We start from the raw sequence: 18419 nt of genomic DNA, 5'->3' as shown, positions 1-18419 counted from the left end.
TCCATCCTACCCCTTTCTAGATTTTCTGTCTTCATAGATCAGCTGTGAGAGCACATTCGCCACGATTTTGCCTGCTGTCTTGGGTGCAACAATCCCAGGCAGACCCGGCGCGAGCATCGCTTTAATGCCTCGTTTTTCCGCGAATCTGAAATCCGTTCCTCCAGGCTTGGAAGCCAGATCTACGATCAGGGCATGAGAGGGCATTTTAGAGATCACATCAGAGTTGACGATGGCAGAAGGGATCGTATTGATGCACACATCTACGTTCCACACTTCATTCTTCAGTGCGTCCAGATGAAAAGGTGTGAACCCCATCTCAGCAATCCTCGCAATGTGCTCCGAACGCCTTGCCCCGACCTTGACGTTTGCACCAAGTGCTTGGAAGGAACGGGCAACTGTCATCCCCACACGGCCAAACCCTAGTATGACTGTATTCGATTGATGAATGGTAATATCGGTATGCTGAATGACCATCATGATCGTTCCTTCAGCCGTCGGAATGCTGTTGTAGATCGCCACATCATCTCGCTCAAACAGCTGAGTCAGCTTGCGGCCGCTGTCAGAGACAATCTTATTTAAATAGGCATTGGAAATTCCTGAATAAATATGGCATCCAGGAGGTGTCAATTTCAGCTGTTCCACTGTTAATACCATTTTCTTATTGGAAAAGATGGTGTCGATCTCTCCCTTTTGTCCGGTACCGCTCACCGGGAGCACGATGATATCTATGCTTGTGAAATCCACCTCATCCATCTCCATTTTTTTCGCACCTGTATAACCGTGATCAAGCTGGTCATAACCCACTAAAATGAGGTTGGCATCAAGTTCTGTCAGTTTTCGTATCACTTCAAGCTGCCTGGCGTCTCCGCCCAAAATCGCAATGTTTAAATCCGTTAACATGCTTACTCCCCTTCCTCTATATTCATTAACCAGGGGATTTCAACTATTCGTTCACATCTTATGAGCACCATGCCCAATAGGTGACACTGTTTCCCCGCTAACTAACCGGCAAGCTTATCTTACCCTTTAGTATATTCACCTCGATTAAGACGGTTTTGGGCAGCTTAGATGTGCTGCGCCCATTTTTCATCTCCTTGCCCGTTCGTATTGTACACATTGCGTCTGTCTTCTCCATTGAACTGCTCTCCAACAGCCAACCATCATCCGCTGCCAATTCAGAGATTATTGATCGTCACAGCACATAAATAAAAAAACTGGTGTCCAGGCGGATGGCCTGAACACCAGCGGTTCATTTTATTATTGAATCAGCCCTTTTGGCAGAGTGCCGCTTGGACTTACAAGAGAAGCTGAGCTTTGTCCGTTGAACAGATCTAGAATGAGAGAGTTTACAGAATCCTTAGTTACTCCGTCAATGAGATCGACCATTTCATCGAGCGAACGGTGATAGTTTAGGATCAGTTCCTGCTTACCGTTTCGGCTCATCCTGCTGTTTGTGCTCTCAAGGCTCAGCATGAGGCTGCCCTTTATCTGCTCTTTTGAGTTCACTAGCTCTTTATCTGTTATTCCTTCCGATTTCAGATCATCCAATATGTTTATCACTGTGTCATAAAGCTCATCCATCTGATGTGGCGCAGTTCCGCCATAGATTGTGAACAGTCCGTTGTCCGTATAAGCAGAATGATAGGAAAACACGGAATAAGCAAGGCCCCTCTGCTCGCGAATCTCCTGGAAAAGACGGCTTGACATGCTTGATCCAAACAGGTTATTCAGCACGATCAGTGAAAAACTTCTTTTGTCTTTTAGAGACAATCCCGGGAAACCAAGACAAAGATGAGCCTGCTCTGTTTCTTTCTTGCGGGCCACCTTGTGAGCGGAAAACTCAGGCTTATCATAAAGAAGGGAGGATCCGGAAGCTTTATAGGAACCAAAATAATCTTCTATCTTCTTTATAAAGCTTTCGTCCACGTTTCCTGCAACAGAAACCACGACGTTACCTGGAAAATAGTGAGAGTCCATGTAGTCTCTGAGGGTAGTGCCGCTAAACGTATTTAATGTCTGTTCCGTACCAAGTATCGGCAGCCCTAGTGCATGCTCGCTGAAGCTTGCTTTACTGAGCATGTCATGAACGATATCATCGGGTGCATCTTCGTACATTTTTATTTCTTCTAGCACGACGTTCTTTTCCTTTGCTAGTTCTCCCTCATCAAACACAGAGTTGAAGAACATATCGGACAGCACGTCGAGCGCAAGAGGTGCATGAGTATCGAGCACTTTCGCGTAATAGCACGTGTATTCTTTTGAAGTAAAGGCATTTACTTGACCGCCGATACTGTCAAACGACTCCGCGATCTCTCTTGCACTTCTGCTTTTTGTTCCTTTAAAGAACATGTGCTCTAAAAAATGAGAGACCCCATTTTGTTCGGCTGTTTCAAATCGGGAGCCGGTCCCGATCCAGATTCCGATGGCAACGGAACGCACTGTAGGAATTTGCTCCAGTACGATGCGTACGCCATTCGGGCAAGTATGTCTGACTATCAACTTGTTTCCCCCTAGCTGTCTTGTGGTAAAGCACAGATTATCATAGGAACAATATACCATTAAGTATATTGGCATACAACTTTGTTATTGCTTCTTCACACGGCTCGGGTGAATCCTTTCTTCATCAAGCAGCTCGGATACTGTCCCGATACTGTATCCTTTCTGCTTAATTCCTTTAATCAGAAACTCAAGGCCTTCCGCCGTTGTTCCAGTAGGATGCATAAGGACCATCGCTCCAGGATGCACTTTACCTAGCACACGTTCGACCATGTCCGATGTGTTCGGATTGCGCCAGTCAACGGTATCGACAGACCATAATATCGTTTTCATGTTCATCTCTGAGGCGATCTGAACCACTTCGTTTCGGAAGCTCCCGCTTGGCGGCGCAAACCATTTAGGTTCTTCATCAATGGTCGCTTTAATGACATCATTCGTATTTTTTAGCTCTTCTGTGATCCTCGCCCGTGTCAATTTCTTTAAATCCGGATGGGTATAGGCATGGTTGCCTATTTCATGGCCTTCTTCGCTGATCATTTTGGCTAGTGTCGGGTTTTTTTTCACCCATGTTCCGTCCAAAAAAAAGGTGGAGTGAATGCCATGCTTTTTCATTGTGCTTAGGATAACAGGTAGATGCTCATTTCCCCATGCGACGTTCACAAGAAAGGTGACCATCGGTTTTTGCGGGTTGCCTTTATAGATAGGAGAGGGAGGAAGATCGTTTAGGGAGATGGATGGCTTCACTTGTTTGAATACTAGTTTCTTTTCGTCAAAACGGTTTTCTTTTCTCATGTTCTTCAATGATTGTTCCATGTCAACCACGATTCCATTATAGCCGGGAACCGCTTTCCATACCGGATTGATCTCGGCATTAACTGGGGGGGCATTATAGGCTTTTGCTTTTTCTTTAATCTGCTGAAAGATCGAGTTGGATTCTAATTGTGAAACCGATGTTGTATGTGCTTTTATATGTTCAATATACGTATTCGTAAAAGGATTATGGATGGTTAACGCTGCTGCTCCAGCGATGAATGAGAACGTCAAAACTTGAAGAGTCTTTCTTTTCATCGTCTTCCCTCCTTGTAAAAAAGGTATGTCCTTATAGGACAGGTTAGAACGATAAAAGAATGGATATGCTGTTCTGCGTGCAGAAAACGTGGCTGAGATCCAGCCTATCTCGTCAGCCTTAGTTGCACGTATGCTTTGTTCGTTACCTTTTTGCTCGAATTCCTCCATTCTTAAAAAGTTATGCTTCCTTAAAGGTAAAAAAACCGGAAGTGCCTAGGCACTTCCGGTTTCGTCTTACGCTTTTTGTTCTTCTTGTTCCTTTTTCTGCTCTTTTAATACGACTTTGCGTGAAAGGTTGACACGGCCTTGGCCGTCGATTTCCGTCACCTTGACCATAATCTCATCGCCAAGCTTCACAACATCCTCTACTTTTCCGATCCGCTCTTCAGCAAGCTCCGAAATGTGGACGAGGCCGTCTTTTCCGCTGAACAGTTCAACAAATGCGCCAAACTTTTCAATGCGCTTCACTTTGCCAAGATAGTACTCGCCGACTTGTACTTCTCTGACAATATCTTCAATGATTTTCTTCGCTTTACGATTCATCTCTTCATTAGTGGAAGCGATAAAGACCGATCCGTCCTGTTCGATGTCGATCTTAACACCGGTTTCTTCAATGATCTTGTTGATGATTTTTCCGCTCGGCCCGATTACATCACGGATCTTATCAGGATTGATCTTCATGCTGATAATTTTAGGTGCGAACTGAGAAAGCTCCCCGCGCGGTGTATCGATGGTTGATGTCATGGAATTCAGGATATGCATTCGTCCTTCTTTCGCTTGAATCAATGCTTCTTCAAGAATTTCTCGCGTGATCCCGGAAATCTTGATATCCATCTGAAGAGCCGTTACTCCCTTATTTGTTCCTGCTACTTTAAAGTCCATATCTCCAAGGTGATCTTCCATTCCTTGAATGTCAGTCAGTACTGTAACGTCCTCACCATCAGACACGAGTCCCATCGCGATACCTGCGACTGGCGCTTTGATCGGCACACCAGCATCCATCAACGCAAGGATGCTTGCGCAGATGCTCGCCTGCGATGTTGAACCGTTCGACTCCAGCACTTCTGAAACGAGGCGGATCGTATAAGGGAACTCTTCTTCGCTCGGAATGACTGCTTCGATCGCACGCTCACCTAATGCACCGTGACCGATTTCACGGCGGCCAGGACCGCGCATAAAGCCTGTTTCACCGACCGAAAACGGAGGGAAGTTGTATTGATGCATGAAACGCTTGGACTCTTCTACACCAAGGCCATCCAGTACTTGAACATCGCCTAGCGCACCAAGTGTACAGATGCTCAATGCCTGAGTCTGGCCGCGCGTGAACAAACCAGAGCCGTGTGTTCTTGCCAAAATGCCTACTTGTGATGATAAAGCACGGATTTCATTGATTTTTCGGCCATCAGGACGCACTTTATCTTTTAAGATCAAACGGCGCACTTCTTCTTTAATAATCTTTTGCAGAATCTCTTTCACTTTCGGGATTCTTTCCTCGTCTTCCTCATATCGGGAGACAAGGCGGTCTTTCACTTCATCAAGAGCAGTCTGGCGCGCATGCTTCTCGACTACCTTAACCGCTTCCTTAACATCTGCCTCAGCAAAATCACGGACTTCGGCAAGAAGGTCAGCGTCAAGCTCGTAAAGCTGAACCGCCATTTTTTCTTTGCCGACTTCAGCGACAATCTGCTCTTGGAAGGCAATCAATTTTTTGATCTCTTCATGTCCGAACATGATCGCTTCTAACATGATTTCTTCGGGCACCTCAAGTGCTCCCGCTTCTACCATGTTGATCGCGTGCTTTGTTCCAGCTACGACAAGATGAATGTCGCTTTTTTCGTTTTGCTCAATCGTCGGGTTAACAATGAACTCTCCGTTTATGCGGCCGATTGTCACTCCTGCGATAGGTCCGTCAAACGGGATATCAGAGATCGATAGAGCGAGTGAGGATCCGATCATCGCAGCCATTTCTGAAGAACAGTTTTGATCCACACTCATTACTGTGCTGACAACCTGAACCTCGTTTCGGAATCCATCAGCGAACAGCGGACGAATCGGGCGGTCGATCAAGCGGCTAGCCAAAATCGCTTTTTCGCTCGGACGTCCTTCCCGTTTAATGAACCCGCCAGGTATTTTTCCGACCGCGTATAATCGTTCTTCATAGTTAATTGTAAGCGGGAAGAAGCTTAAGTTTTTAGGTTCCTTAGAAGCGACAGCAGCGGAAAGAACAGCTGTATCTCCATATCTGACAAATACTGCACCGTTAGCCTGCTTGGCAAGCTCACCGATCTCAAACGTCAGCGTTCTCCCTGCCCAGTCCATTGAAAAAATTCTTTTCTCTTGTTCCATGTCTATTAGGTACTCCTCTCAAAACTAAAACATATCCAGTATTTATTCTTCTATTATATCCTACCCTAATCCTTCCTAAAAAGAAAAACTAGAAAGAAAATGCTAATCTGACTGGTCATCTTTTAGGCAATACAGCTTTTACAGAAGAGCATGTATGGCACTCAATCTTGGAAAAAAGCATGTACCTGAAAAAAGAGACCAATCTCAGTCATTGACATCCTGCTATTGAGAATAACAGAATGAATGACAGCCTGCACTGGCATGAGCAATATACACGGGCAGTATGTATGGCAAACATTTTTTTATCCATTAAAAAAAGCGGGATATAATCCCGCTTTTCCATTGAAATTAACGACGTAATCCCAATTTGCCGATAAGGTCACGGTAACGAGTAATATCCTTGTTTCGAAGGTATGTTAACAAGTTACGGCGCTTACCAACCATTTTCAAAAGACCACGGCGTGAGTGGTGATCCTTCTTGTGCGTACGCAAATGTCCGTTAAGCTGATTGATTGATTCAGTAAGGATAGCGATTTGAACTTCTGGAGAACCAGTGTCCGTATCATGTGTCTTGTACTCAGCAATCAAATCATTCTTGCGCTCTTGAGTGATAGCCATCCTTTTCACCTCCTTTGTAATTAGCCCCTTCTACTGAGCAAGCGTCGGTGAAAATCGCGTTGCCAAGCAGAGGTTTTTGTACTTTTTTAGTACATGTAATAGAATAGCGTTTTTCAAACAAAAAAGCAAGTGTTATTGCAGCTGGCGTATCATTTTATGAGCACTTTCTTTATCAGCAGCCAGCTGGCTGATCAAGTCTTGGATGGAGGCGAACTTCACTTCACTTCTGATTCTGTCGATCCAATGGACAGTCAGGGTCTCGCCATATATATTTTGCTCGAAATCAAACAAATGCACTTCAAGGTTCGGCTTTTCTGCGGTTTTCTGGAAAGTCGGCTTAAAGCCTATATTGGCCATGCCGCTGTAGAGACGGCCATTATATTCTGCCTGCACGGCATAGACGCCGACTGCAGGCAGCGTATAGCTTCCTGTGTCGAGGTTGGCTGTAGGAAAGCCGATCGTCCGTCCTCTTTGATCGCCTGGGATCACTCGACCCTGTACAGTGTAGAGACGGCCAAAGTATTCTCTCAGCTGTGATACACTGCCTTCCTGCAGCTTATTTCTAATCAGGGTGGAGCTGACCTTGATGCCGTCTCGTTCCACCTTCATGATCACCGTAAGGCCAAAACTACCCTCAGCCATAGTTTTGAGAGACTCGGTGTTGCCTGCCCCGCGTTTACCGTACGTAAAATCAAAGCCCGTCACAACATGGACAGCATGAAGTTCTTTTACATAGCTTTCGATAAAATCTTCGGGTGCTAATGAAGCAAATTCTTGGTCGAACGTGACAATATAAAAGCGGTCGATGCCAAGCTTCTCTAATATCCTCTTTTTTTGCTCCAAAGGTGTTAAGTACGTCCAATGGACATTGTTCTTGCCGAGCACGACTGAAGGATGAGGGTGAAAGCTCATCACAGCAGATAAGACACCTAGCTTTTCAGCTGTTTCTTTAGCCGCAGAAATCACTTTTTGATGACCGATATGAATGCCGTCAAAATATCCTAATGCTAGGACACAAGCTGGCATATCTTCTTTTTTAAAATCGTGTGGATGAGATAAGATGATTGTTTCCAATGCAGCACACCTACTATTTTTTCTTCATTAAATTTGTGCGATAACTTTTTCCGGCTTAATCAGACCTGGTTTAGAAGGATGATCCTCATAGACGGCTAAACATTTTCCTTCTCTATTATAAACGGCAGCACGCGATTGTACCATTTCTTTCGGTTTTGACAGCACGGAACCGTTCATGATCCGCTGTTCTGTCACCTGATCTGCTGTCCAGCTTTCAAAGTGTGAAATTCCTTTTTCGAGGGGAAGCAGTAAACTCTCCGCTTTTTCGTCGAGTATAGCTGCTTCAATCTCGGAGAAGGTTACACAATCTTCTTCAGTGAACGGACCTGAAGCTGTCCTGCGGAGCTCTGACATATGCGCAGCGCTTCCGAGTCTTTCTCCGATCATGACCGCTAGTGTACGGATGTATGTTCCTTTTCCGCATTTTACACGAACACGGAAGGATGGAAACGGTCCATGAAATTCATTTTCATCTGACAGCAGTTCTATTTCATGAATATCGACCATCCGTTTCGGACGTTCCACTTCGATTCCTTGACGGGCATATTCATACAGCTTTTTGCCGTTTACTTTCACTGCCGAGTACATCGGCGGAACTTGTTCGATCGTGCCGGTAAGCGCTGATAAAACATCCAGCAGCTCTTCTCTTTGAAGCGGTTTATCCCACTCTGACCTTGCCACTTCGGCACCATGAGCATCTTCGGTTTCTGTAGCTATTCCTAATGTCACTTCTGCTATGTACTCTTTTCCATAGTCAGACATGTATTCAGCGACCTTCGTTGCTCTGCCTAAGCATATCGGCAGGACGCCCGTCACTTCTGGGTCAAGCGTACCTGTATGGCCAACTTTTTTTGTTTTGTACAGTTTCCTTAATTTTGCGACACAGTCATGTGACGTCATTCCCGCTGGTTTGTCCAGCGCAAGAATTCCTTCTGCTTTCAAAATGATTCACCTGCTTTTTTCTTATCTTCACAGAATAGAAGAAAGGATAGACGCTATGCCTATCCTGTTATTCTTCGCTGTTATTCTCTTTTTCTTCTTCTTTTTTAATGACGGTTAAAAGCGACTCGATTTTGTTTCCGTAATCGATGGATTCATCAATTTTGAAGAAGATATCCGGTGTTTTGCGCATGCGGATTCTTCTGCCAATCTCTGTCCGGATAAAGCCTGTAGCTTTTGCCAGGCTCTTCAGCGTCTCAGCTCGCTGCTCTTCATCTCCAAAAACAGAGATGTATACCGTCGCTTGCTGAAGATCACCTGTAACCTCCACAGCCGTGACCGTCACAAAACCTACGCGCGGATCTTTCAGCTTGCGCCCGATAATATCCGTCAGTTCTTTCTTCATCTGTTCTCCTACACGGTTAGAACGGATCGTACCCATATTTTGTCACCCCGAATCTTGCTGTAAGCTGCTCTTAATGCCAATCGACAATTGTTCCCGTCACTTCCAGTTCAGGAATTCTCGTCACAAAGGCGATGGCTTTTTGCAGTTCTTGTTCTGCTTTTATTTTGTCCGAAGAGATCGTAACTAATCCAATCTGTGACCGCTGCCATAAATCCTGGTAATCAAGCTCAGCAGTAGCGATGTTAAACTGCTGTCTGAGCCGCGTTACCACTTTTTTGATCACCGATCTTTTTTCCTTTAAAGAATGGGATTCATAAATATGGCATTCGATGATCACGGAATGGATCATCATTATTTACGCTCGATTTCTTCCATGATGTAGGCTTCGATTACGTCGCCTTCTTTAAGGTCGTTAAACTTCTCGAGCGTGATACCGCACTCGTACCCTTGAGCCACTTCCTTCGCATCATCCTTAAAGCGCTTCAGAGCATCGATCTTGCCTTCATAAATGACAATTCCGTCGCGGATAAGGCGAACTGTTGAATCACGCGTTACTTTACCTTCTGTGACGTAACAGCCAGCGATCGTTCCAACTTTGGAAACTTTAAACGTAGTACGCACATCGACCTGCCCGATCACTTTTTCCTGGAATACAGGGTCGAGCATGCCTTTCATAGCTGACTCGATTTCCTCGATCACGTTATAGATGATGCGGTGAAGTCGAACGTCTACTTTTTCGACTTCCGCCGTACGTTTCGCGTTGTTATCAGGGCGCACGTTAAATCCAATCATAATGGCATTCGATGCCGATGCCAGGATGATGTCTGATTCTGTGATCGCTCCTACACCTGTATGAATGATTTTTACTTTTACACCAGAAACGTCGATTTTGTTCAACGAGCCGGCAAGAGCTTCCACCGATCCTTGAACGTCACCTTTAATGATCACGTTGATCTCTTTCATATCGCCTTCTTGGATCTGGCTGAAAAGATCATCAAGGTTTAACTTGGATGATTCTTTTCTCATCGCTTCTTGATGCTTGTTGAAGCGTGCTTCACCAACCTGTCGTGCTTTCTTTTCATCGGTAAACACCATGAACTGGTCTCCCGCTTGAGGAACATCGTTCAAGCCGGTAATCTCAACAGGTGTTGAAGGTCCGGCAGTTTTGACGCGGCGTCCAAGGTCGTTTACCATCGCACGCACGCGGCCGTATGTGTGGCCGACAACAATGGAATCTCCCACTTTCAATGTACCGTTCTGTACAAGAAGGGTCGCAACCGGGCCTCTTCCTTTATCAAGCTGTGCTTCGATAACAGATCCAGCAGCAGAACGGTTCGGGTTCGCTTTTAATTCTTCTACTTCTGAAACGAGCTGGATCATTTCAAGCAAGTCGTCGATTCCTTCGCCTTTAAGCGCGGATACGTTGACGAAAATGGTATCTCCGCCCCAAGCTTCGGAAACAAGGCCATGCTCCGTCAGCTCCTGCATAACACGGTCAGGGTTCGCGGCTTCTTTATCCATTTTGTTGACGGCAACAATGATCGGCACTTCAGCCGCTTTAGCATGGTTGATCGCTTCAACCGTCTGCGGCATGACGCCATCATCTGCTGCAACAACAAGGATCGTGATGTCCGTTACCTGCGCACCGCGGGCACGCATGGTTGTGAACGCTGCGTGTCCTGGAGTATCCAAGAATGAAATTTTCTTTCCGTTATACTCAATCTGGTACGCTCCGATATGCTGCGTGATTCCGCCTGCTTCGCCAGCCGTAACTTTAGTGTTACGGATGGAATCAAGCAAAGTCGTTTTACCATGGTCAACGTGACCCATGATCGTGACGACTGGCGGTCTTACTTGAAGATCTTTTTCATCGTCTTGTACTTCATACGTTTCAAATACGGTTTCATCAACTAGAATTTCTTCTTCTACTTCTACACCGAATTCGGCTGCAACGAGTTCAATCGCATCTTTATCGAGCTCTTGGTTGATCGTCGCCATGATGCCGAGGGACATCAGCTTCTTGATGATCTCAGACGTCTCTTTTCTCAGCTTTCTTGCCAGTTCACCGACTTGAAGCGTGTCAACAAACGTTATTTTAGATGGTGTAGTCGCTACCTGCTTAGGAGCAGGAGGCTGATTGCTGCCGCCGCGGTTACGCTGGCCGCCGCGGCTGTTGCCGCCTCCGCGGTTGTTCCCGCCACCACGGTTTTGATTGTTGTTTCCACGGTTTTGCCCGCCGAACCCGCCTCCGCGGCTGTTGCGGTTTGGACCGGAATTATTGTTATTCGCTCCTCCGCCTTGGCTGCTGCGGTTTTGGCCTGTACCGCTGCTGTTTTGATTGCCGCGGTTTTGGTTTGAGCTGCTGCTCTGGCCGCTAGCCTGGCCTGGACGGCTTGGTCCTGCGTTCCTGTTTTGTCCTGCTGATTGCGGACGGCTGCTGTTTGGCGCACTCCCGCTTTTTGCATGATTGTTTCGGTTCTGAGTACCAGCAGAACTGCTGCTGTTTTGGCTATTGTTTTGTTTTTGAGGTGTTTCGTCTTTTTTAATTTTCATTGTATTTTCTTTTTTACGTTCCTTCGTGTTGGTTTTGTCCAGTTGGCCTATCGGCTGTTTCGGGCTGAATGCTTCATTCAGCTTTTTTATTGCATCTTCATCAATCATGGACATATGATTGGAGACTTCTACGTTCATCTTTTTTAGCTTATCGATAATATCCTTGCTTTGAACATTTTTCTCTTTGGCATATTCATATACACGTTTTTTACTCATCTGTTCACCCCCGAGTTAATGATCAAGGAGCTCCTTCAGTTTCCGAGAGAATCCTTGATCGCTGACAGCAGCGACAACCCGCTGCTCTTTTCCGATGGCATTCCCTAATGTAATCCTGTCCGGTATCCATTGCCATTCGACTTGATAAAATTTGCATTTATCGGTCACTTTTTTCTTTGTGTTTTCCGAGGCGTCCTCTGAGATAAGAACTAGTTTTGCTGTGTTTTTCTGGATGGCTTTTACGACGAGTTCTTCACCTGATATTACTTTGCCTGCGCGGGTAGCGAGGCCTAAGAGGTTTTCCCATTTGCCTGCTTTCACTCTTTAATTGCCCCTTTTAGCAGCTCTTCGTAAATCTCTGTAGAAACTTGTGATTTCAAATGATTCTTGAGCGTGTTTTTCTTTTTTGCCAGTTCAATGCATTCTTCTGTGTGGCAAAGATATGCCCCTCTTCCGGACTTTTTCCCGGTCAGGTCGATCGATAGTTCACCTTCTGGAGAGCGGACGATACGGACTAACTCTTTTTTTTGCTTCATTTCCTGGCATGCGACACATTTTCTCATTGGAATTTTCCGCGTCTTCATCGTCTCACTCCTTTTTCACTTTGTTTTATTCGTTAGAGCTATCACCGATGTAATTTTCTTCGTCAGACGGTGTATAAACGCCTGCTTCTACTGCCTCAGTCTCACTCTTAATGTCGATCTTCCAGCCAGTAAGCTTCGCTGCTAGCCTCGCGTTCTGACCGCGTTTTCCGATGGCAAGTGACAGCTGATAATCTGGGACGATTACTGTCGTCATCTTTTCTTCTTCGTTCACCTGCACCTCAAGCACTTTGGCAGGGGATAGCGCGTTTGCCACATAAATGACTGGATCTTCTGACCAGCGGACAATGTCAATCTTTTCTCCGTTCAGCTCATTTACGATCGTCTGTACACGCGCACCTTTTTGGCCAACACATGAACCTACAGGGTCAATCTCGGGATTTTGGGCATGAACGGCGATCTTGGAACGGTCTCCCGCTTCACGGGCGATGCTCTTGACCTCAACCGTACCATCATAAATTTCCGGAACTTCAAGCTCAAATAAGCGCTTTAAAAGACCTGGATGAGTGCGTGACACCAGAATTTGCGGGCCTTTTGTCGTCTTCTCGACCTTCGTGATGTAAACTTTGATTCGGTCGTTCGTTCTGTATGTCTCTCCAGCCATCTGTTCGGCAGCCGGCAGAAGCGCTTCTACCCGGCCTAAGCTCACATAGATATAGCGCGGGTCCTGACGCTGTACAAGGCCAGTAATAATATCTTCTTCACGGTCAATGAACTCAGAAAAAATGATTCCGCGCTCCGCTTCTCTTACACGCTGAGTGACGACCTGCTTGGCTGTCTGCGCTGCGATGCGGCCGAATTCTCTCGGCGTCACTTCAAGTTCAAGCACATCTTCAAGCTCATAGCCCGGATTGATCGCTTGTGCTTCTGAAAGCGAAATTTCCTCTCGCGGATTTTCCACATCTTCTACGATGTTTTTACGGGCAAAAACACGGATGCTGCCCGTGTCTCTGTTAAAATCTACTCTTACGTTCTGCGCCTGGTGAAAGTTTCTTTTATAAGCAGAGATCAGGGCGGCTTCAATCGCATCGATTAAAATTTCCTTGCTGATTCCTTTTTCTTTCTCCAAAAGCGTTAACGCATCCAATAACTCGGTACTCATTTTTCTGCTCCCCTCTTCAATTAAAAAACAACAGCAAGCCTAGCACTGGCCACTTTGCTGTATGGAAACTGTACTTTTCTAACCGCTGTTTTCACTTTTATCTCCAGCGTAACGGTTTCTCCGTCGAAATCCTTCAATAACCCTTCAAACGCTTTTTCACCGTTGATTGATTCATATAATTTCATATGGACATTCTTGCCGATCGCCTTCGTTACATCTTCCGGTTTTTTTAGCGGGCGCTCAACACCTGGAGATGATACTTCAAGAAAATAAGGCTGTTCGATCGGATCGAGCTCATCAAGCTTCTCGCTTAGCTTTTCGCTTACTAGACCGCATTCCTCGATGTCGATGCCTTTGTCACTGTCTATGAAAACACGTAAAAACCAATTTTTTCCTTCTTTTTGAAATTCAACATCCACGAGTTCAAGACCCGCTTCGGCAACAATGGGCGTGACAAGCTCTGCAGTCAGTTCAGTAATTTTCTGGCTCATAGCTGCCCTCCTTCCACTTTTAATCCCGTAAACGTAAGGAAAGAGCGGGTTGCCCCACTCTTTCCTCCGTAACTTATTCAACAGTGTTTCCACTTTCACTATATCATAGACCAAAAAACACTGCAACTTTTACCAATTCGGAGAGATAGTTAGAAGAGTGAGAGCTGATTGGCTTCCGGAAGCCCCTCTAAGCAGCCTTGTTCATCCAAATACTCGATGATCGTCTTGGAAAGCCTCGCTCGCTGCTGAAGGTCTTCTTTTGATAGAAACTCGCCTTCCTGCCTTGCCTTTACAATATTAAGCGCGGCGTTCGTCCCAAGTCCCGCTATTGAATTGAACGGCGGAATCAACGTGTTGCCTTCTACCAGAAACTCAGAAGCACTGGAACGGTAAAGGTCGACTTTTTGGAAACTAAACCCTCTTTCACACATCTCTAATGCAAGCTCAAGGACTGTCTGCAGATTTTTTTCTTTCGTTGAAGCATCCAGCCCTTTTGCCGAAATTTCTTCGATTCGCGCTCTAATGACTGCCGAACCTTTAATCATCGCACCGATATCAAAATCATCTGCACGTACCGTAAAGTAAGCGGCATAGAAAAAGATCGGGTGATGCACTTTAAAATATGCGATTCTCACAGCCATGAGAACATAGGCTGAGGCGTGGGCTTTTGGGAACATGTATTTGATTTTCGTGCACGAGTCAATATACCAGTCTGGCACATTGTTCTTCTTCATTTCTTCAATCCATTCTGGAATGAGTCCCTTGCCTTTACGTACGCTTTCCATGATCTTAAAAGCAAGCGATGGCTCAAGCCCTGCATAGATGAGGTAGACCATGATGTCATCTCGGCATCCAATCACATCCTTCAGCTCACACGTTCCGTTTGCGATCAGTTCGTTGGCATTATTCAGCCACACATCGGTCCCGTGCGAGAGTCCGGAGATCTGAACGAGCTCAGAGAAGGTGCTCGGCTTTGTGTCTTCGAGCATCTGCCGGACGAACTTAGTTCCAAACTCTGGTATGCCAAGCGTACCTGTTTTACACATAATCTGTTCTTCTGTCACTCCGAGCACTTCTGGCCCAGAGAAAATTCTCATTACCTCAGGATCTGATGCCGGTATTGTTTTCGGATCAATGTCGCTTAAATCCTGAAGCATCCGGATGACGGTCGGATCATCGTGCCCTAGTATATCGAGTTTAAGAAGATTGTCATGGATAGAATGGAAGTCAAAATGAGTCGTCTTCCATTCTGATTCTTTATCATCTGCCGGGAACTGGACCGGGCAGAAATCATAGATATCCATATAGTCAGGAACGACAATAATGCCTCCAGGATGCTGCCCCGTTGTCCGCTTTACTCCCGTACACCCGGAAACAAGACGGTCTACCTCAGCACCTCTTAGCGTGAGGTTATGATCCCCCGCATATCCCTTTACATAGCCATACGCCGTTTTCTCAGCCACCGTTCCGATCGTACCTGCCCGATACACATACTCTTCCCCGAAGAGCTCTTTCGTATAGTTATGGGCACGCGGCTGATACTCGCCTGAGAAGTTCAAATCGATATCAGGTACTTTGTCTCCTTTGAAGCCAAGGAACGTTTCAAACGGGATATCCTGCCCGTCCTTCGTATACTTTACTCCGCAATCATGGCACTCCTTGTCAGGCAGATCGTACCCGGAACCTACAGATCCATCATCAAAAAAGACAGATTGCTTGCATTGCGGACAAACATAGTGAGGCGGCAGCGGATTCACTTCGGTAATTTCTGTCATCGTAGCAACAAAAGACGAACCGACCGATCCACGCGATCCTACAAGATAACCGTCAATAAGCGACTTTTTCACTAGTTTATGAGAGATTAGATAGATGACCGCAAATCCGTGGCCAATGATACTTTTCAGCTCTTTTTCAAGACGTTTTTCCACAATCTCCGGAAGTTCGTCGCCATAGATGCTTCTTGCCATTGAATAGCTCATGCTGCGGATCTCTTCATCTGCACCTTCAATTTTTGGTGTGTAAAGGTCATCTGGTATTGGTTTGATGTCTTCGATCAAGGAGGCAACATGCTGTGTGTTCTCGACGACGACTTGATAGGCCGTTTCATCATCGAGGAAAGAGAAGCATTCCAGCATTTCATCCGTCGTGCGGAAATGCACGTCCGGAAGTGTCTGCCTGTTCAGCGGGTTCGCACCGCCTTGTGAAGCGATCAGTATTTTTCTGTATATCGCATCACGCGGCTCAAGGTAATGGACATTGCCTGTGGCCACAACCGGCTTACCAAGCTTCTCTCCCAGCTTGATGATGTTTTTTAATATATCGCGAAGGGCGAGTTCGTCTGTAATGAATTCCCGTTCGATCAGGTGTGCATAATTGGAGGGCGGCTGGATTTCTAGGTAGTCATAGAAGGAAGCGATTTTCTCCACTTCATCCGGCGCCTTCTGCATCATGCCTTCAAATACCTCGCCTTTGTCGCAAGCTGATCCGACAAGAAGACCTTCTCGCAGTTTTGCCAGCCTCGAACGGGGAATTCTTGGCGTTCTGTAAAAATAGTTCATATGCGATTCTGAAACGAGTCTATACAAGTTTTTCAGACCAGTCTGTGTTTGAGCAAGCAGAATGCAGTGTGAAGGTCTTGAACGCTGATATCCTCCCTGCCCCATGTTGTCGTTCAGCCTGTCATGGTGTGTCACGCCTTTTTCAAACGTCAGTTTTAACAGCTTCCATAATAAATAGCCGGTCGCCTCTGCATCGTATATCGCTCTGTGATGCTGGGTAAGTTCAATATCAAACTTTTTGCAAAGCGTGTTCAACCGGTGGTTCTTTAGCTGTGGCAAGATAAAACGGGCGAGTTCAAGTGTATCAACGACCGGGTTTTTCGCCTCGCCTATCCCGATCTTGCGCAATCCTTCGTTTAAGAAACCCATATCAAAGCTCGCGTTATGGGCGACGAGCACGTGATCGCCCATCCACTCATAAAACCGCCGCAGCACGTCTTCAATTTCAGGCGCATCCTTCACCATATCATCTGTGATGCCTGTCAGTTCGATCGTAGTTTGAGATAATGGCTCATGCGGATTGGCAAAATCCTCAAACCGGTCAATGATCTCTCCATTGTGTATTTTCACGGCAGCCAGTTCAATAATTTTATTGTATACAGCTGATAGGCCCGTCGTCTCTACGTCAAACACCACATACGTTTCATCTTGCAAATTTCGCGGTGCCTCGTTATAGGCGATAGGAACGCCGTCATCGACGAGGTTCACTTCTACACCGTAAAGCACTTTAATATTGTTTTTCTTGCCCGCACTGTATGCTTCCGGGAAGGACTGCACGACGGCATGATCGGTGACGGCAACGGCTGGATGTCCCCACTTAGACGCCTGAGAAACAAGCGAAGCGGCTGAAGACACAGCATCCATCTGGCTCATCGGTGTGTGAAGGTGAAGTTCGACACGCTTACGTCCTTCTTCCCCTCTGTCTTTTCTCGTCTCTGGCGTGATCTCATTAATATCATTGGCGATCATCACCAGGTCCCGCACGAACGTGTCGTTTTGGATGCCGCCTCTCACTTTCAGCCATTTTCCTTTTTGGATGGCGTTTAAGATCGGTACATCTTCTTTGTCTCTTGAGAAAATCTTGACAAGTATGGAATCGGTATAATCCGTTATCTTGAATGTAAGCAGTGTCCTTCCGCTTCTAAGTTCACGTGTTTCAGCATCAAACACATACCCTTGAATCGTGATTTTCCGTTCTTCGTCATAAATGGAGGAAATCTGCACCGGCTCGTCTTTGATCGAATACCCAATCATGATATCGCTTCTTGCTGCGGTCTCGTCACCTTTTTTAGATTTTTCCTTTTCGACGAGCGCTTGCATAATCTTATCCGCGTCTTCTTGTTTCTTCTGCTCTACAAAACGCTGATAATCCTCTTCGTTATGTTCGATATCTGTTGAAAGCGTCACGTCTCGTATGCCGCAAATGCTGAATTCCTTCTGCAGCAATGGAGCAAGCTTTCGGCTGAAAAGGTTCTGCTCCGCTTCGTTTCGTACTTTTATCGTGATGCGGCGCCCTTCAAAAGCAGGCTCCTTCATCTCCAGAAGAGGAATGACACTTTGCGACGCTGAGTGTTTGACACGCGCACTGCATAAAGACCAGTACTCTTTTATCAATTCCAGCGAACTCACTGTTTCACTATGAAAATCAAAAGAAACAGTGGCAATATGGCTGAACGCTTCTGAAAGCCTGGCCGCGAAGACGCCATGACATTCTGCAGAAGGTATCCTTTCAAGCGAAAACTGAAAATGCCAGTTTCTTGACTGTTTATTGATGGTCAGCTTCTTAATGCTGCCCGTAGAAAAAGCGTTCCTCATTTCATCCGGAAGGGCAATCTGGTCCAGCAGAAGCTGAAACCGTTCGCGCCTGATCTGATCTTCGGCGTTCATAATGTCCTCCTATGGTAAGCCAGTCTCTAGATAACCTGGCTGAAATTTTCGACTCTGCTATTC

15 protein-coding genes are annotated in these 18419 nt (G+C 46.0%); all 15 read right to left on the bottom strand.

What is annotated here, in order from left to right; translation table 11 throughout:
- Nucleotides 1-6: 6 nt before the first annotated feature.
- The 15 genes from dpaA to ACFQPF_RS10970 all read right to left on the bottom strand — a co-directional run bounded on the left by dpaA (nucleotide 7) and on the right by ACFQPF_RS10970 (nucleotide 18356).
- Entirely contained in the window at nucleotides 7-900 is an 894-nt protein-coding gene (gene dpaA, locus ACFQPF_RS11040; protein ID WP_379749567.1) for a dipicolinic acid synthetase subunit A, read from the bottom strand.
- A gap of 357 nt (nucleotides 901-1257) precedes the next feature.
- Nucleotides 1258-2499, bottom strand: a complete 1242-nt coding sequence (locus ACFQPF_RS11035) for a M16 family metallopeptidase (protein ID WP_379749565.1) — start codon at nucleotides 2497-2499, stop codon at nucleotides 1258-1260.
- 84 nt (nucleotides 2500-2583) lie between these two features.
- Nucleotides 2584-3564: a polysaccharide deacetylase family protein gene (locus ACFQPF_RS11030; protein ID WP_379749563.1), complete on the bottom strand. Its 981-nt coding sequence runs from the start codon at nucleotides 3562-3564 to the stop codon at nucleotides 2584-2586.
- A gap of 234 nt (nucleotides 3565-3798) precedes the next feature.
- The gene (locus tag ACFQPF_RS11025; protein WP_379749561.1) at nucleotides 3799-5910 is read right to left on the bottom strand and encodes a polyribonucleotide nucleotidyltransferase; all 2112 of its coding nucleotides are present in this window, start codon (nucleotides 5908-5910) and stop codon (nucleotides 3799-3801) included.
- Nucleotides 5911-6258: 348 nt separating this feature from the next.
- Nucleotides 6259-6528 (bottom strand): 30S ribosomal protein S15, encoded by a 270-nt coding sequence (rpsO, locus tag ACFQPF_RS11020; RefSeq protein ID WP_379749559.1) that lies wholly within the window; start codon nucleotides 6526-6528, stop codon nucleotides 6259-6261.
- Nucleotides 6529-6660: 132 nt separating this feature from the next.
- Nucleotides 6661-7602, bottom strand: coding sequence for a bifunctional riboflavin kinase/FAD synthetase (locus tag ACFQPF_RS11015; RefSeq protein ID WP_379749557.1), 942 nt, complete (start codon nucleotides 7600-7602; stop codon nucleotides 6661-6663).
- A 27-nt stretch (nucleotides 7603-7629) separates the two neighbouring features.
- Entirely contained in the window at nucleotides 7630-8544 is a 915-nt protein-coding gene (truB, locus tag ACFQPF_RS11010; protein WP_379749555.1) for a tRNA pseudouridine(55) synthase TruB, read from the bottom strand.
- A 67-nt stretch (nucleotides 8545-8611) separates the two neighbouring features.
- Nucleotides 8612-8983, bottom strand: coding sequence for a 30S ribosome-binding factor RbfA (rbfA, locus tag ACFQPF_RS11005; protein WP_379749553.1), 372 nt, complete (start codon nucleotides 8981-8983; stop codon nucleotides 8612-8614).
- 34 nt (nucleotides 8984-9017) lie between these two features.
- Nucleotides 9018-9296 carry a DUF503 domain-containing protein gene (locus ACFQPF_RS11000; RefSeq protein WP_379749704.1) on the bottom strand — a complete coding sequence of 93 codons (279 nt, stop codon included), beginning with the start codon at nucleotides 9294-9296 and terminating at the stop codon, nucleotides 9018-9020.
- A gap of 2 nt (nucleotides 9297-9298) precedes the next feature.
- A complete protein-coding gene (gene infB, locus ACFQPF_RS10995; protein WP_379749551.1) occupies nucleotides 9299-11716 on the bottom strand; it encodes a translation initiation factor IF-2 in 2418 nt (805 codons plus the stop codon).
- A 15-nt stretch (nucleotides 11717-11731) separates the two neighbouring features.
- A complete protein-coding gene (locus ACFQPF_RS10990) occupies nucleotides 11732-12037 on the bottom strand; it encodes a YlxQ family RNA-binding protein (RefSeq protein WP_379749549.1) in 306 nt (101 codons plus the stop codon).
- Nucleotides 12034-12300: an RNase P modulator RnpM gene (gene rnpM, locus ACFQPF_RS10985; RefSeq protein WP_379749547.1), complete on the bottom strand. Its 267-nt coding sequence runs from the start codon at nucleotides 12298-12300 to the stop codon at nucleotides 12034-12036. Before rnpM ends, ACFQPF_RS10990 begins: the two co-directional genes overlap by 4 nt.
- Nucleotides 12301-12325: 25 nt before the next feature.
- Nucleotides 12326-13420: a transcription termination factor NusA gene (gene nusA / locus ACFQPF_RS10980; RefSeq protein ID WP_379749545.1), complete on the bottom strand. Its 1095-nt coding sequence runs from the start codon at nucleotides 13418-13420 to the stop codon at nucleotides 12326-12328.
- 20 nt (nucleotides 13421-13440) lie between these two features.
- Nucleotides 13441-13911 (bottom strand): ribosome maturation factor RimP, encoded by a 471-nt coding sequence (gene rimP / locus ACFQPF_RS10975; RefSeq protein WP_379749543.1) that lies wholly within the window; start codon nucleotides 13909-13911, stop codon nucleotides 13441-13443.
- 149 nt (nucleotides 13912-14060) lie between these two features.
- Nucleotides 14061-18356, bottom strand: a complete 4296-nt coding sequence (locus tag ACFQPF_RS10970; protein ID WP_379749541.1) for a PolC-type DNA polymerase III — start codon at nucleotides 18354-18356, stop codon at nucleotides 14061-14063.
- Nucleotides 18357-18419 lie beyond the last annotated feature (63 nt).

The sequence above is a fragment of the Fictibacillus iocasae genome, assembly GCF_042665465.1.
In the GTDB taxonomy this organism is placed as follows: Bacteria; Bacillota; Bacilli; order Bacillales; family Fictibacillaceae; genus Fictibacillus; species Fictibacillus iocasae.
The sequence above is the reverse complement of the archived record's forward strand: the minus strand, read 5'-3'. Positions and strand labels throughout refer to the sequence as shown.